The organism is Flavisericum labens (assembly GCF_045446075.1).
Lineage (GTDB): Bacteria > Bacteroidota > Bacteroidia > Flavobacteriales > Flavobacteriaceae > Flavisericum > Flavisericum labens.
Genome location: NZ_JBJJBQ010000001.1, coordinates 584132 through 600943, shown reverse-complemented (window position 1 = coordinate 600943; position 16812 = coordinate 584132). Strand labels below are relative to the sequence as shown.

Annotated in this window: 6 protein-coding genes; 2 read left to right on the top strand and 4 right to left on the bottom strand. The window is 37.2% G+C overall.

What is annotated here, in order from left to right; genetic code table 11:
• Window position 1: 1 nt before the first annotated feature.
• Window positions 2–2533 (top strand): glycoside hydrolase family 95 protein, encoded by a 2532-nt coding sequence (locus tag ACIEHO_RS02595; RefSeq protein WP_406968337.1) that lies wholly within the window; start codon window positions 2–4, stop codon window positions 2531–2533.
• A gap of 155 nt (window positions 2534–2688) precedes the next feature.
• Window positions 2689–7065: a two-component regulator propeller domain-containing protein gene (locus ACIEHO_RS02590; RefSeq protein WP_406968335.1), complete on the top strand. Its 4377-nt coding sequence runs from the start codon at window positions 2689–2691 to the stop codon at window positions 7063–7065.
• A 143-nt stretch (window positions 7066–7208) separates the two neighbouring features.
• Here the strand turns inward: ACIEHO_RS02590 and ACIEHO_RS02585 are convergent, their stop codons facing one another.
• The 4 genes from ACIEHO_RS02585 to ACIEHO_RS02570 all read right to left on the bottom strand — a co-directional run bounded on the left by ACIEHO_RS02585 (window position 7209) and on the right by ACIEHO_RS02570 (window position 16700).
• Window positions 7209–9149, bottom strand: a complete 1941-nt coding sequence (locus ACIEHO_RS02585; RefSeq protein ID WP_406968333.1) for a polysaccharide lyase family protein — start codon at window positions 9147–9149, stop codon at window positions 7209–7211.
• Window positions 9150–9437: 288 nt separating this feature from the next.
• Window positions 9438–11063: a glycoside hydrolase family 43 protein gene (locus ACIEHO_RS02580; protein WP_406968331.1), complete on the bottom strand. Its 1626-nt coding sequence runs from the start codon at window positions 11061–11063 to the stop codon at window positions 9438–9440.
• A 214-nt stretch (window positions 11064–11277) separates the two neighbouring features.
• The gene (locus ACIEHO_RS02575) at window positions 11278–15051 is read right to left on the bottom strand and encodes a pectinesterase family protein (RefSeq protein WP_406968329.1); all 3774 of its coding nucleotides are present in this window, start codon (window positions 15049–15051) and stop codon (window positions 11278–11280) included.
• A 128-nt stretch (window positions 15052–15179) separates the two neighbouring features.
• Window positions 15180–16700 (bottom strand): pectate lyase family protein, encoded by a 1521-nt coding sequence (locus ACIEHO_RS02570; RefSeq protein ID WP_406968327.1) that lies wholly within the window; start codon window positions 16698–16700, stop codon window positions 15180–15182.
• Window positions 16701–16812: the final 112 nt, after the last annotated feature.

Below are 16812 nucleotides of genomic sequence, written 5' to 3'. Positions count from 1 at the left end.
CATGAAAAACATAATTTTTACTTTAGTAATATTAACTTTTTACTTTTCTTCAAACTCCCAAGAAGCATTAACGCTTTGGTATGACAAACCATCAAAAGCATGGACAGATGCTTTGCCTTTAGGCAATGGAAGATTGGGCGCTATGGTTTATGGCATTCCTCAACGTGATACCATTCAAATTAACGAAGATACTTTTTGGTCTGGAAGTCCATATCAAAACACAAACCCAAATGCAAAGGAAAGTTTAAAAACCATTCAAAACTTTATAGAAGATGGCAATTACATTGAAGCACAAAAACTCGCCCTTAAAGATATTATTGCAGACCGCAATACAACATCCCATGGCCAAGTTTATCAATCAATCGGCAACCTTATTTTAGATTTCCCCGGTCACGAAAACTACACCAACTTTGAAAGAAAATTGGATTTAAAGACTGCCATAGCCTCTACAACATATAAAGTTAACGGGACAACTTTTAACCGAGAAGTATTTACATCTTTTACCGATCAGCTTATCATCATCCGCTTAACATCAGATAAAAAAGAAGCCATCACTTTCAACACCTTCTTTGCTGGCCCTTTAAAAAAACATATGGTAACCGTAGTTTCTGAAGTTCCGGGAAATCAAAATGAAATGCTTCTTGTTAACGGAAAATGCACGAAGGAAACACAAGAGAATATTTTAAACCTTTTAAACTTCAACACCCAAATAAAAGTTGAATCTAAAGGAGGCATTCGAAAAAAGAACAATAATAGTATTACGGTTGAAAATGCAGACGAAGCCATAATATATATTTCAGTAGCCACTAACTTTAAAAACTACAAGGATATTTCTGGTAATGCAGAACAGCGCGCCAAGGACTATTTATCCAAATTTTCAAAAAAATACGGCAAAGCAAAGTCCGACCACATTTCTGTATACCAAAAACAATTCAACAGAGTCTCACTCGATTTAGGAAAATCTGAGCAAATGATTAAACCTACCGATACTAGAATTGAAGAATTTTCTGAAAGCCACGACCCAGAACTCGTTTCAACTTATTTCCAATTTGGCCGATATTTATTAATAAGTTCCTCACAACCGGGCACACAGCCTGCAAATTTGCAGGGTATATGGAACCCTAACGCTGACCAATATCCTGCATGGGATAGTAAATATACCTCCAACATTAATGTTGAAATGAATTATTGGCCGGCGGAAGTCACCAATTTAACAGAATGTCATGACCCCTTTATCCAAATGGTAAAAGATGTAAGCGAAACAGGAAAAAAGTCGGCCTCAGAAATGTACAACAGTAGAGGCTGGACACTTCACCACAACACAGATCTTTGGCGAATGACAGGTGCTGTTGATAAGACCGCTGGTGTTTGGCCAACTTGCAATGCGTGGTTTTGTGCGCATTTATGGGAGAAATATCTTTACTCTGGTGATGAAGCTTATTTAAAAGACATCTATCCTATCTTAAAAAGTGCTAGTGAGTTTTACCAAGATTTTCTAATCAAAGACAAGAAAACAGGATATTTGGTCGCTTCACCATCTATTTCACCAGAACACACACCCGGCCTTCATTTTTATCAAGAATTGAAATCTGATGGCACTATGGGAAGAGAACGCTGTAGCGTTTTTGCTGGAGTAACAATGGACAACCAAATGATTTTCGACTTACTATCGAACACAATTGATGCCGCAAAAATTTTAAATATCGATACCTCTTTTTCCAAAGAACTTGTTACTGTTAGATCACAACTACCTCCCATGCAAATAGGACAGCATACCCAATTACAGGAATGGATTGAAGACTGGGATAAAAAAAAAGATGCCCACAGACACATTTCACATTTATGGGGCGCATACCCTGGAAGACAAATTTCAGCTTTTAAAACTCCTGAACTTTTTGAAGCCTCTAGAAACTCATTAATCGGAAAAGGTGATGCAAGCCGTGGATGGTCCATGGGCTGGAAAGTAACACTTTGGGCGCGCTATTTGGATGGAAACCATGCCTACAAGCTCATTAAAAACCAACTTAACTTAAAACCAGCAAACGCAACGATTAAAGACCCTGACGGTGGCACGTACAGTAATATGTTTGATGCTCATCCACCTTTTCAAATTGATGGTAACTTTGGCTGTACTGCTGGAATTGCTGAAATGTTAATACAAAGCCATGATGGGGCTATAACCATTCTCCCTGCTTTACCGGATGTTTGGACAGAAGGAAAGGTTTCTGGATTAAGAGCTCGGGGTGGTTTTGAAATCGAAAACTTAGAATGGAAGAACAATAAAATTCATAATATTACAATAAAATCTAAACTTGGTGGCAATCTGAGACTGCGAAGCTATGATAAATTGACCGGTCAAAACTTATTGGAAGCAAACGGTAAAAATCCTAACCACTTTTATAAATTCCAACCTGTAGAAGCCCCGATAATATCACCTAAAGCCAAACTGGAAGGCATCAACATCAAGCCTGGGTTTGAGTATGATGTTAAAACAAAAAAAGGAAAGCGTTATACTTTCAACATTCTAATTTAATCTTTAAAAACATAAATTGAACGGAAGCTACAATAATCTGTTTTGCAAGCTTCCGTTCTTAACAAAGAAAGAAAACTGAACTCGATTTCTTTTAGCCCAAACACCTTTGTAAGGAATTTTTTTTTTAATTTGGTTTTCACCTAATCATGATAAAAGTGAATTTTACAAAAATTTACATTTCAATTGCCTTAACTGTTTTCTCCTTATTTGTAGTTTTAGGTCAGCAAAACTATTCTTCGGAACAATTTCTTGTCGAAGATGGACTGCCTCATAACATCGTCAACCAAGTAATTCAAGATAAAAAAGGATTTATTTGGATAGCTACCACAAATGGACTGAGCAGGTACAATGGGTACACATTTACCAATTTCAAACCGAAGCCTGTAGATGATATTATAATGAACAACAATCGGGTCAATAAGATAGTAGAAGATACCTTTGGCCGAATATGGATGAGATGTGAAGCCATACAGCCAGAAGTATATTGTTTTAGCCCAAAATCGGAATCCTTTTGGGGCACGGAATTAATCCCCGAATTAAAAAGCTCAAAATTTAGCATCCGACAAATACAAGCCAAAAAATCTGGATCAGTGTGGCTTTTATCCCAAAACAATGGCTGCATTCGGGTTACAGACTCTTTATTTAATACTAAAATATACCAGAAAGCCATTGGAAATTTAAAATCCACTACCGTTTATGCCGTTCATGAAGATTCAGATTTAAATTCTTGGTTATTGACCAATAACGGAATAACCATGGTCTCACCTTCTAAAAGCAATGAAAACCCCAAACATTTCTTTTACGGATTAGACACCCCTTTAGAATTTCATTCTGCAATAGAAATAAATGATGAAATCTGGTTTGGAGGAACAGATGGTACCATTGCCAAGTATACAAAGGGAAGCGGCAATTTCAGAACAAAAAGTATTGAGTTAAACGCAAAAATCATAAGACTTGAAAAATTAGACCAACAAACCATTCTAGCTGTTACAGACCAAAAAGGCTTTTGCTCCATTAATATATTTACTGGAGAAATCGAAATATTTACCCCAAAAACAATACCTAATCTAAAAACCAAAAACTTAACTCCTATATCGTTTACAAAAAACCATCAACTATGGTTTATGCACAACAAAGAAAAAGGTATTTATCTTTTCAATTTTAGAAACAAAAAATTATACTATTATCCTTCAAAATCAGCGAGTAACAACCCGATAAGCGCACCCTCCAACGCTTTAGTTTTAACTGACAGAAAAGGTGATGTTTGGGTACAGCCCTATGGAGGTAGTTTTTCCAAATTCAATCCTACCACACACAAAATCACCCCTTTAACCCCACCCAATAAAGCAAGTGACTCCAATTTTTTAAATAGCTTCCACACTGCTTTTTTTGACAAACAAGGCTTCCTGTGGTATAACACTCATTCTTCAGGGCTATATAAAATCACTTTTAGCGAGTATAACTTCAAAGCATCGCCCCTAAATTCAAACACAACAGAACAACCTAGAAATGTTAGGTCAATCTTTCAAGACTCTAAAGAAAATATCTGGGTGGGCACCAAACAAAATCAAGTTTGGATTTTTGACAAACACTTAAACCCAATTGGAGCATTTTCTCCGTCAGGGCATTTGAATAAAAATGCTGTTTGGAACAATACCGCTTATAGTATTATTGAAGACAATAACCAAAATATATGGATTGGCACAAGAGGTGATGGCTTGTATAAACTGACTCCAACAAATGAACCATTCAATTATAAAGTTAAACATTTTGTTCACAACACCAAAAATCCGTTCAGCATTTCAAGTAACAATATATACTCCGTTTTTGAAGGCTACGATGGCTTAATTTGGGTTGGCACTTTTGACGGATTGAATGTATTAGAAAACAAAAATTCTGAACAAGTACAGTTTATCAATCATAAAAACAAATGGACTAATTACCCTATAGACAACTTTGGCAAAATACGGTGCATCAATGAAACCAAAGAAGGCTTTTTACTTGTTGGCAGCACTGGTGGACTAATTGTACTTTCTCCAAATAGGAATTCGCCAAACAGTCTTGGTAAAATTAGAACTTACCGCATTGACAACCACCCCTCCAACGGTCTCAAAAGCAACGACATAATAGATATCTGTATTACCAGCAATGAAGAAACATTTTTAGCTACGGCAGATGGCGGGTTGAGTAAAGTAACCCAAAAAGATACTTTAGGCTACCCCATTAAGTTTAAAAGTTATGGAAAAAACGATGGACTCCCTTCCAACAATTTATTGTCAATTGTTGAAGATAATAACGGAAAAATCTGGGCAACAACAGATTATATGATTACACGTTTTAATCCTAGCCAAGAATACTTCGAGGTTTTTCCAGAAATTAAATGGACGGTTAGCAACAATAATTTTTCTGAAGCCACCAAATTCCAGCTTGCATCTGGAGAATTACTGTTTGGATACTCACAAGGTATTTTGCACTTTTACCCAGACCAAATTAAATCCAATTATAATTTACCCTATTTAGCATTAACAGACTTTTCAATTTTTAACAAAAAAGTAAGCAGCAACAAAAATTTATCTCCTTTAATAACATCTATTGACAATACTGAACATTTGGTTTTAACACATAAGCAAAACTTTTTTAATATTGAGTTTGCCTCCTTAGACTATAAAAACCCTGAAAACATTAAATACGCCTACACCCTTGAAGGTTTTGATGAAGGTTGGAACTATGTAAACAACCAACGAACCGCTTACTACACAAATGTTACCAAAGGCAAATATACATTTAAAGTAAAATCTACCAACAGCCAAGGGAACTGGGTGGATAACGAAAGACAATTAAATATAACAGTAAAGCCCTCTATTTGGAACACAACTTTTGCATATGTCATCTATACTATTGGAGTCTTAGGACTTTTGCTATTAGTCATCCATACCATATTAACCATATACCGATTAAAGACCAATGCCAAGGTTGAAAAGAAAATGTTTGCGCTTAAACAAAAGTTTTTCATCGACATCTCGCATGAACTGCGCACTCCCCTAACATTAATTTCTGCACCAATCGAATACCTCATAAACGACAATAGAACCCCTGAAATCATAAAAAAACAACTCACTTATGTCTCGCAAAGCACCAATAGGTTACAAAGGTTAGTTGACCAAATCCTGGATTTTAGGAAAATCCAGGATTTAAAAATGAGAGTTTCAAAAATTAACTTTTCACATTTCATTGAAGAAATTTTCAACAACTTTACCGAAGTAGCCCAAGAGAAAAATATAAAATTCACTTTAGAATCCGAATGGAACAACATTGAATTATGGGCAGACAAAAGCGGAGTAGAAAAAATAGTTATGAATTTACTTTCCAACGCATTTAAATATACTCCCGAAGAAAAATCAATATCCATAAAAATTGATCAAGACGACAAATACGTTAGTTTTCATGTCATCGATGAAGGCATAGGTATTTCAAAAGAAAACCTTTCGTCATTATTTACTAGATTTGTGGCATTTAACAAAAACAAAAGCAACCCTAGCACAGGGATAGGCTTATCGATGGTCAAAGAAATTGTAGATAAGCATAACGGAAAGTTACATTTTGAAAGTGAAGAAAATAAAGGCACTTTATTTTCTGTGTATTTTAAAAAAGGAAAAAACCACTTTCCGTCTGAAGTAGAATTCGTTGAAAACAAAACAAACGAAGACATACTGAACAAAAAACCAAAACCCGACCAAAACAAACCTGATAAAAACATAGAAAAAATTAAAATTTTGGTTGTTGAAGATGATTTTAAATTAAGGAACTTCATAAGGAACATTTTAGAAACCGACTATCTGGTTATCGAAGCTGAAAATGGAGAAAAGGGATACCAACTTATTTTGGATAAAAACCCCGATTTTGTAATCAGCGATATCATGATGCCAAAATTAAATGGCGTCGATCTTCTAAAACGTATTCGAAAGAACATAGAGACAAGCCACGTTCCGGTTATATTGCTAACGGCAAAAACTAACATTGAGAGCAAACTGGAGGGGCTGAGTTATGGTGCAGACGACTATATTACCAAACCGTTTAGCGTTTCCTATTTAAAAGTCCGAATTTTAAACCTCTTGGAACAACGCAAACGTTTACAAAGTATATATTATTCCTTTGACAAGACTGTTACTAAAGATTTTAATCCAAAACCATTTTTGCTTACCGACCAAGATGAAGAAATCATGTCTAAAGTCATGGAAAGCATAGAACAAAATATGGACAATAATAACTTTTCGGTAGAAGATCTAGGTACTAAAGTTGGTTTAAACCGGACTTCTTTCTACTATAAAATTAAAAGTCTAACAGGGCTTTCCCCCGTCGAATTTATCCGGGATGTACGCTTAAAAAGGGCTGCTCAACTCATTACAGACAGCCAGTTGTTAATCAAGGAAATTGCCTTTATGACGGGCTTCATAGATATTAAATACTTTAGCAAATCATTTAAAACTAAATTCAACACTACCCCAACAGAATACCGTAAAAAACATAAATAAAAATAGGGTTCAACATTTACTTCTCCCTAAAGTGCAAAAAAATATCGAGAGAAATCCGATATTTTTTTTTCTTACTTGAATACTACTTCTCCATTATTTTTTAATAATCTTGCCTCATAACAACTCACTATCTGTTTTAAATTTTATATATACAGACCCGGTTTAAGTTTAGTTCCATCATAACTTAAAATAAAATTATTTTTTACCATATCACCATCAAACACTACATCAACAAGATGTCCATTAAGTCCGTAAATGCACAATGATGCTTTTCCTGTATTGTTTGTTGTTATTTTAAAATCAGTAAAATTTTTAAAAGGGTTAGTATATTGACTAATGGTTTTAGGTTTTAAAGTCACAACACTTTGGTTGGAAAGTGTTAACAACTTACCTGACTCTGATTTAATGCAATCATACATTAAGCCTCCCCTATTTCCCACACTGGTCATTTTAAACGATACGGTATTGCTCCCCAGATTCAGATATGATGCATAAAATGTAAGCGTTCTCACCTCGTGACGGCCACTAAGAACAGCACTACGATACACTGAGGCATCATTGCCAAAAGACCATGTAGTTTGCTTAACGCCATTAACATACACATCTACCTTTGGATTTGCCGCTGCACCTGCGATAGAAGCTGTTAAAACAGCATTTTCGGGATAAACAGCATCTACATTAAAGTTTACCGTCCATGTTCCCACTTTTGTTTGGGCATAATACCAATCATTTTCTGGGGTACTACTTCCAATAGTATAATCCAAATTTGAAGGTGGCAAATCATATAAACCATATGCTCTTGGAGTATCAGACATTTTAAATCCTTTGGTCAACCTATCATTTTCTCCAATCTGCCAAAATTTCTTTTCTAATTTTTCAACAGGCCAATCTATAGTTCCCAACGCAACTGAAGCTCCCAAAACATTGATATTATCAACAACCAATTTCTCAGTAATTTCACCTTCCGTAGCATAAGCAAAAAGGGTATAGACTCCTTCCCTAACATTTGGTATTGTAAATTCTCCATCTGAATTTGTCTGCGACCAAAACATATAATCGGTACCCTGATTATAAATAGACGAACCCGGTTTAGCCAGCACCACTTGAATGTTATTTGCAGAGAGTCCATGTGGAATATTCAACGTTCCTGTTACTTCTGTTCTGTTTGTTGGAAACAAAGGGTTATCCAACCATTGATAAGGCCATTGATATTTTTGAAATCCGGCCTGCGCTTTAGCATCATCAATCATTTCTTGATGGGTATTCCCTGAATTTACATAGATAAAAAATGGACCATAAATTTTATCTGTTCCTGTCGAATAACTTTGGGATGCTGCTCCAAAATGCTCTCCCTGTAGCATTTGAAGCACTAACGGCGTTTTGTTTGTGGCATGAACCGTTAATTCCTGTTTCATTGGTCCACCGTTCATAAACTCATTACTTGGAGCAATGGCCCAAATACCCTCATTATCAGATAAAATACCATGCACATCATCTTCTACTAAATAATTCGCCCAATCGTATTTTGTATAAATAGAACCATCAGACAGTTCATAAGTGGCATCCATTATTGAATTGCTATTTGAAGCCACCATTTCAGCCACCGAAGGCAGTTCGCCTTGCATAACATCAGACACATATCCATAATCAAACAACGAACGGTTAACCCGGTAAACCACTCTCATTTCACGCAAAGAAATGGGCGTTGATGTTCCTTTTACCGTAACATAAGAATGAATGCCACTCACTCCCTTTTGCATTATAAACGCCTGCTCAAGAAGTAGTGTTCCTGTTGTTCTTGAATAAACAACCTCTACATAATCGGCTGTTTGTTTTTCAATCCTAACCTTATCTGGACTCAACTCACTATAAGCATTTTGATCATTATAACTAAAATAAAAACGCCCTTGGTTATTGGCATCTATCAAATCTTTCCCGTTGTACAATAAAGAATTAACCTGCACTTTGCTATTAATGGTTATGGAAATAATTCCGTTATCCATTGAAGTCAATCGGTTTTGAGTATCTACAGTTGCAGTAACATCTGCTTGGGAAAACAGGGCATTGCCCATAAAGAGTATCAAAAAAAGAGATAATATAAGTTGTATTTTCTGTAACAGAATACTTGTTTTTACGATTGTAAAATAAATTTAAAACTTAGAGTCTGTTTAAGAATTTCTGATTAGAATTTTTATAGATCATTTTTGATGCAATACAAGGCAAAATTTTTAAGCATAGCCTTAGCTACGGTTCAAAATTGTAACGAAATATTGCGCAAAAAGGGGCATAAAAAATAATTGACAAAATCTTAAACAGACTCTTAAACATTGCTGCTTTTATTAACAAAACAAATTAAGAGTTATTTGAGGACACTATTTAGTCACTCTAAACCAATCTATATTTGTATATCCGGCATTATTGATTTTTCCTTCCCTAAGCGCAACAAAACCTATTTTAGAGCCTATCCATCCCCCTTCGCGGGCTTTGAACTTTTCTCCTGCTTCAATAAAATTTTTATTGTCGTAGCTATAATAAAATTGGCTCGACGCAGATTGATCTACGGTTACCCTAAAATACAATTGATTGTTTTTCAAATCACTCAAAATCTTTATACTTTCCGCAGCGCCCTTATCGGCGTCATCGCATGTCACCTGAACCAGTTTTAATTGACCGTCGATATTCTTCACAGCCAAATAGCTATAACTTCTTCCCATTATTAAAAATCCAAATTCTTCGTTATCGAAATTGGGCGTAAAATCAAATTTAACGGTAGCTGTAAATTCATTTGCTGGAAATTTTTGCGCCAATATATTCGGGACTTCCCATAAATTCACATAGCCTTCGGGCTTCGGAAAGCAGTTCAACCTAAAATACCCCATACGTGCAGATGGATATCCCCAGGTTATGTGCTTGTTGGCATGCCATTGCCATTGTAAACCTTGCTCTGGTTCATTAAATTCATCGGAGTCTGGCGGGGTCGTAATAGGATAGGAAGCCCCTACATTTGGTTTTTTAAATTCTGAAACTGGCTCTCCAATGCCATTACCATCATAATCCACTCCCATTACAGGCCAATGGTTTTTCCATGACATGGGATTTAAATGAACAACCCTTCCATAAGGCCCTTGATCTTGAAAATGAATAAACCAATGCTCATCCGTTACGGTATCTACCCACGCCCCTTGGTGGGGGCCATTAATTTCGGTTGAACCTTGTTCCAAAACCACTTTTTCTTCATACGGGCCATAAATATTTTTCGAACGTAAAATGAGCTGCCAACCTGTAGATACACCGCCTGCTGGGGCGAATACATAATAATAGTCATCTCTTTTATATATTTTTGGACCTTCGACTGTTTTGTGGCCTTCGTGACCATCAAAAATAAGCACATCATCATCTAAGGTTGATGCTCCATCTTTTGACATAGAACAAATCATAAGAACACTTTTAGTACCCGCTCTACTTCCTGCAAAGGCATAGCCTAAATAAGCTTTTCCATTATCGTCCCAAAATGGTGCCGGATCAATAATTCCCTTACCCGGCTTAATCAAAACAGGTTCTGACCAATCACCATAAGGATCGCTTGTTTTGGTCATATATATTCCGTAATCTGGATCTGGATAAAAAATATACAGCTCGTCATTATAGTATCGAATGCATGGAGCCCAAACCCCTTTGCCGTGTTGTGGTTTATTAAACACATCTAAAGGCACTTGTTTTGGCAACGCATAATTAATCAGTGTCCAATTTACCAAATCATTGGAATGCAAAATGGGCAATCCTGGTACACAGTTAAATGATGAGGCCGTCATATAATAATCCTTTCCTACTCGACACACATCGGGATCTGAATAATCGGCATACAAAATTGGGTTTTTATATTTACCATTCCCTAAATCTGAAATCCAAACCTTAGAAACCGTTTCTTTTGTACGCTGTCCAAAGGAATGGAGCGTCATAAAAATCATGAATATTATGACTACTTGTTTTCTTTTCATGTGCTTTTTTTTCATATTCTCTTATTATTATCGTTTTTTTTATGGTTTCATATAACTTTTGATGTTAAATTCATTTTGTTATCTAATTATTTTTATCAATGCCTCCTTTAACAAAGTAAAAACGCCCTGAATACAATGAGTTCATCATCAGAGCGCTTAAACTTAAGTCTACTCGTATTAAAATTCAATCAAAAAAACTCAATACGATTTACAATTACTTCTTAATAAACTTAACAACCTTTCTTGTATTTGAATGTGACGTGAGTTCTAAAAGATACACACCGGAATGAAGTAAACTAACGTCTATGAGCTTACTCGAACTTTTTATCACTAACTTTCCAAACACATTGTACACATTAAAAGTTTTAATATTATGGGGTCCTGATACATTTAAAATTGTCTCTACTGGATTTGGAAACACCTTAAACTCTTCTTTCCCTACATTATCAAGACCTAAACTTTCGCTTGCCTCATTTGACTGGGCACTTAATGCACCATAGCCATTTACAGCCTGTACAGTATAAGCATTACCTGCTATTTTGGTATTTTCCGCACTTTTACTTTCGGTACTATCCGTATAAGACGTATCGGTTGTAAACCCTATAACCTGACCATTGCGCATGACCACATAGCACATAGCATATGGAACGGCATCCCAAGAAAGCACATTATCGCTCAATGAAATTTCCGGTGCTTCGGTAACTTCGGTCATCATACGGGGATCCCATGAACCGGTGCCCACAACTACATTTTCATAAGTGTATTCGGCAGCCTCTTCATCGGTAAACGCATTTTTGGCCGTACCTGTAACGGTTTCGATAACATTACCGTTTTCGTCTTTTACATCGTATTCATAGGTATCTATTCTTTGGCTTAAATCCAAAGCATTTCCATTTTCGTCCATGGTATTATAATCTGCAAAAATGGCTGGGATAGCTCCCATTTTATAATACCATCCTACCGGATAAATATCAATTTTGCTTATGGTATTAAAAAAAGCGGCCTTTGGGGCGTTTAACCAAGGACGTCCTAAATAAAAATCGACTCCCTCAGGCCCATCTATGGTACAATTACTAAAAACATAACCCCATTGTGTCGTTTCACCATGACTTGGCGCCACAATATAACCTCCGTTCTCTACACAGGTTAGTGTTGTTCTATCAAAGAAAAAATTACCATCACCAAATATATAATCGACCTTTCCTTCAATGTTACAGTTTAATAAATAACCTTGACTGTTTGTTGTTTTACCAGTTAAAAAGGTATCCTGATAACTTCTTAAAGTACAATTATTAAAAGCCACTTTATCTGTATTGGTATACATGGCCAAAGCTTGAGGGCCGGTTTGATTATCTACCCCAAACTGATTGATGAATGTCATGTTCTCAAAATAGCAATTTGAACCGTAAACAACCACTGTTGCCCCTTCACTGCCATAGTTTGGTGTTTCGGGGTTTCCATCTTCTCCGCTTAAGTGATCATCAGTGATGATAACCCCTGCTTCAGACTGTCCTATTAAATGAATAAATGGTTTGTTTTCTGGTATTTGAACATGTTCATTATACATCCCATTCTTTACAAAAATCAACCAAGGCGATGTTCTGTTATTGGGTACGGCATCAATCCCCTCCTGTACGGTTAAATAGTCTCCTGTACCATCGGTTGCAATAACTGCATCAAATAATTTGGCTATGGGCTGCGGACGATCTATTGTACTAAAATCAAGAGTGATACCGGTAAAGGGGTTTCCTGCCAAATCGGTTAAAGCTCCACTGGGAACCGTAAATGTATAAGCTGTATTATAACTCAATTTCGAATAAGGAAAAGATACCGTCTTAGATCCAAAAGAAGGATGTAATACTGCCCCTTCTAATGTGGCATCTCCCGTTCCAGCTTTCATAGGCTCATCAAAAGTAAGTACGATTGACCCGTTTGCACTGGCATTGGTAGCGCCTTCGGTTGGTACGGTTGAAATCAAAGTGGGAGCTGTTTCATCGTTAACCACTGTTTTATCGGCAAAAACATATATATTCGTAATGGCCGTACCATCAACATCGGAAGCATTTCCCAGTTCAGCACTGTTTACGGTATCAGCAATCCACCGAACATAAATTTTACTTTGGCCATTCGCATCGGGCGGTAATGTAAGGTTTAAATCGGCCCAAGAGCTGTTCCAAACCGAACTTAAATCGACTTCACCTAGTTTGGTATAATTTGTACCATCTAAGGAATATTGTAAGGTTATGATGGAATACCCATGATACGACCCTGATAACATGGCGTTTATTTGAATATTTTCATAACCTATCGTAGAAAAAGAAGCCTCAAAGGCCCTTGGCGTGGTCCATTCTGATGGATCTGCCCAAAAGTGCACACAAGGATAACTCGGCGAGTATGCCCCTTGAGGCCTAGCTAACCAGCCGGTACTTGTTCCATCGGCTTTCTTTACCGAAAACAGGCCAACGTTGGATAATGCTGAATAATAATCGCCTTGTCTATCGGATTTTGGGTTTTCATCCTTAAAATCCCACCCAACAATAAAAGGGATTTCATCAAAAGTTGCCGTAAAGCTTTTGTTAGCATCTACCAATATTTCCCGCGATACTTGGGTGGAGTTGTCTTCCCAATTTAAAAAATTAACCACTTTATTAGGTTGCGCTTCTATATTTACAATGGTTCCTGCTTCATATTTTCCATCGGTTGGTTCAGGACTCATTGTAACACTGCCCCACTGGCTTCCTTCAATGGTTACATCTACAGCATATGTGGCCATGGTTTCAAATTCCGCCTGCACATGCATATCATCATTCATTGTAAAAGTATAAGGGTTTTCGGTAGATAATTGCTCGCCAGTATCGGCATTTTTCCAAGCTTTGAAGGCATATCCAAAATGGCGTGTGGCAGTTAAGGTCACCATATCTCCCTGATTATAAACCCCTCCGGGAGGAGACACCTCGCCGGCCGCTTCAGGTAAGGTAGAAACCGTTAAACTTGCTGGCGCTGTAACTTCTTTTAACCAACTTGGATCCCCTATAATACCACCCAACGTGCTTGCGGTAGCTATTGGCGAGTTGGAGGTGATTGTAAAATCACCATTATCCGGGTCGGCAAACCCAATAGCAGTTAAGCCCAAGCTTTCCAATGTATGGTCATCTATTGTTGATGTCGTTGCCGATGACACATTGTAAGTTCCGTAATTAACCACCAAGTTTTTTTCGGCTATCAAGTTCCCGCCGGTAGCGACAATGATATTTGGTAATTGCGTGGCTCCTGGTTCGGTTATAATATTGTTTCGGAAGCTATAATTTGAATCTGTACTGTACCGATCCCTTACGTTACATATTGCCCTGCTACCATCTTTACCCCATTTATAGACCGTATTGTTTTCAAACACAAAGGAAAATACATTTGTATTGGCCACAGCATGGTTTGGGTAGAAAAAACTTTCGCCGTTTAGGTAATTATAAAATGTACTGTTGGTTACTTCTATGGCTTTCACAATATGCTTTGGCCAAATAAACCTATAGCCGTTATCCCCACAGTTTTGTATGGTACAGCCATCAAACTTTATTAAATCGATAGTGTTCCCTTCGTTATTTGTCCTTAAAAAACAGCGATTTACATTTTGAACGGTAACGTTATAGAACTCTAAAGTCCTTATATCTCCAATGTCGCCGGACAAAAAATAATCGCTAGACCTATCAATGGTTAAGTCTTTAAATATGAAGCCACAGTTTGTAAGTGCTCCCCCCATTGAAATTTCTTGGGTAATAATTACCGTTTCTCGGTTTTCCCCTTGAAGGGTGATTACTTTACCGTCTTGCAGGTTTATTCCCGAAGCATAAGTTCCTGCCCCTAAGATTAGGATATCCCCATCTGATGCGTTTGACAGCTCGTTAGCAATAGTTCCGGGTGTTACCGGTATGGTATTGGCCGATATGGCACAGGTTCCCGATAGGAAGATCAAAAAAAGTAAAATCTGTTTCATTGTTTAATGTATTTAGTTGGTTGTTGTTTTATTGTTTACTTTATCCTATTATACGGATAAAAACATTTGATATATAGAAGAAATCCTGCACAGAAGAAGTGGTTAGGTTCCTTTGTGCAGGATTTTATTTATAGTTCGGTTTGAAGCTTTACCTGTTCAGCCACTAAGCTATTGATATAAACTTCAATATTATCATAAGCTGTACTTAGGATGTTTCCTGTTGCATCATCTTTATTTGGATCCAGACCATTCTCGGTTTCCCAGATATCTGGCATTCCGTCGTTATCAGAATCTTTAGGCACATCCCTTGTCTCAAGTTCTGGCCATCCACCAACAGCTGATTGGGTATCTATTATTCCATTGGTACTACCGTTGCCACCATCCATTATGGTTGCCTTCCCCTCCCTAGCATCGGCTATAATCCTTTCATCAACAGCATCTCGAATTATAGAAGCTCCTGCTAAATCCAAGACCAAACTATAAGCCTTTTCAGCTGTATGTGTAGTTACAGGCATAGCATTGTGAGGCTCTTCTATTCTCATGGCCGCTTTATCTTCTTCAGAAACCGTTCCATAAGAATGATAAAATTGGTTATACACTCCGTAAGTCCAATTATCTTCAGTTACTGCCATAGATCCTTCTACAACATTGCCATCAATATAAAATTTCCCCCAAACATCATACACTGGATTTGGGCTAATGTCACTTTTTGTATTCTTGTCAATAGATATAATACGAGTCTTTTTTGATGTGGCCGGACCAGGTTTGTAATAACAATTAACTATGTTTACATTCATGGCCTCACCGCCATAACAACTGTTACCGCCCCAATTATAAATCACGTTATTCCTTAAATCAACCAAATCGGTAAGGGCAAAAGCATCATTTGCGTACTCACCCAACCTAGGGTTTCTACTATCGTGGTGAGCCAGCAAATTATGATGAAATGTGGCATTTTTACCACCCCACACACCGCCATAGCCATGTGACCCTTTCTCGTGAACTGACTTTTTCAAAGATTCTGATATAACGCTCCATTGTAAAGTGAAATTTTCATTTTGATAAAATGAAACACATTCGTCGGTTGACCAACTCATGGAGCAATGGTCTATAATGATGTTTTTTTGAAAACGTCCGCCCATAGCATCGCTCTCTACCTTCGAAACATCACCCATTCTTACCCTCAAGTACCTTAAGATGACATTATCGGCACTAACATCCACATCATAATCTGCCAAGCAGATTCCATCGCCCGGTGCGGTCTGCCCTGCTATGGTTATATTATCTTTATCAATCCGTAACTGCGAAGTCAAATGAATGGTTCCCGATACATCAAAGACAACAATTCTGGCCCCCGACTGGTTTACGGCGTAACGTAATGTACCGGGGGTATTTGTGTCGGCTAACGAGGTAACCTTATACACTTTACCACCACGGCCCCCAGTCGCATTCATACCGCCGCCCTCGGCACCGGGAAAGGCAAAGGCCTCTTCATTTATTGGATTATTATCACCCTCATCTACATTATCATCCTGTTCTGGGTTCTGGCTTGTAGGGCTTTCGGCCCATTTATCATCTTTACTACAGCTATGCGTAAACAGCAATAGCAATGTTGTAAAAATTGTGGTGAAGATTATTTTGTTTTTCATAAAATTTATTTTTTGCGTTAACATTGATTATCCTTAGCTTATATTTTAAAGTAGAGGAGAAGGACTCTTGAAAACCTTCCCCTCAGACAAACTAAACTAAGTAAACTAACTC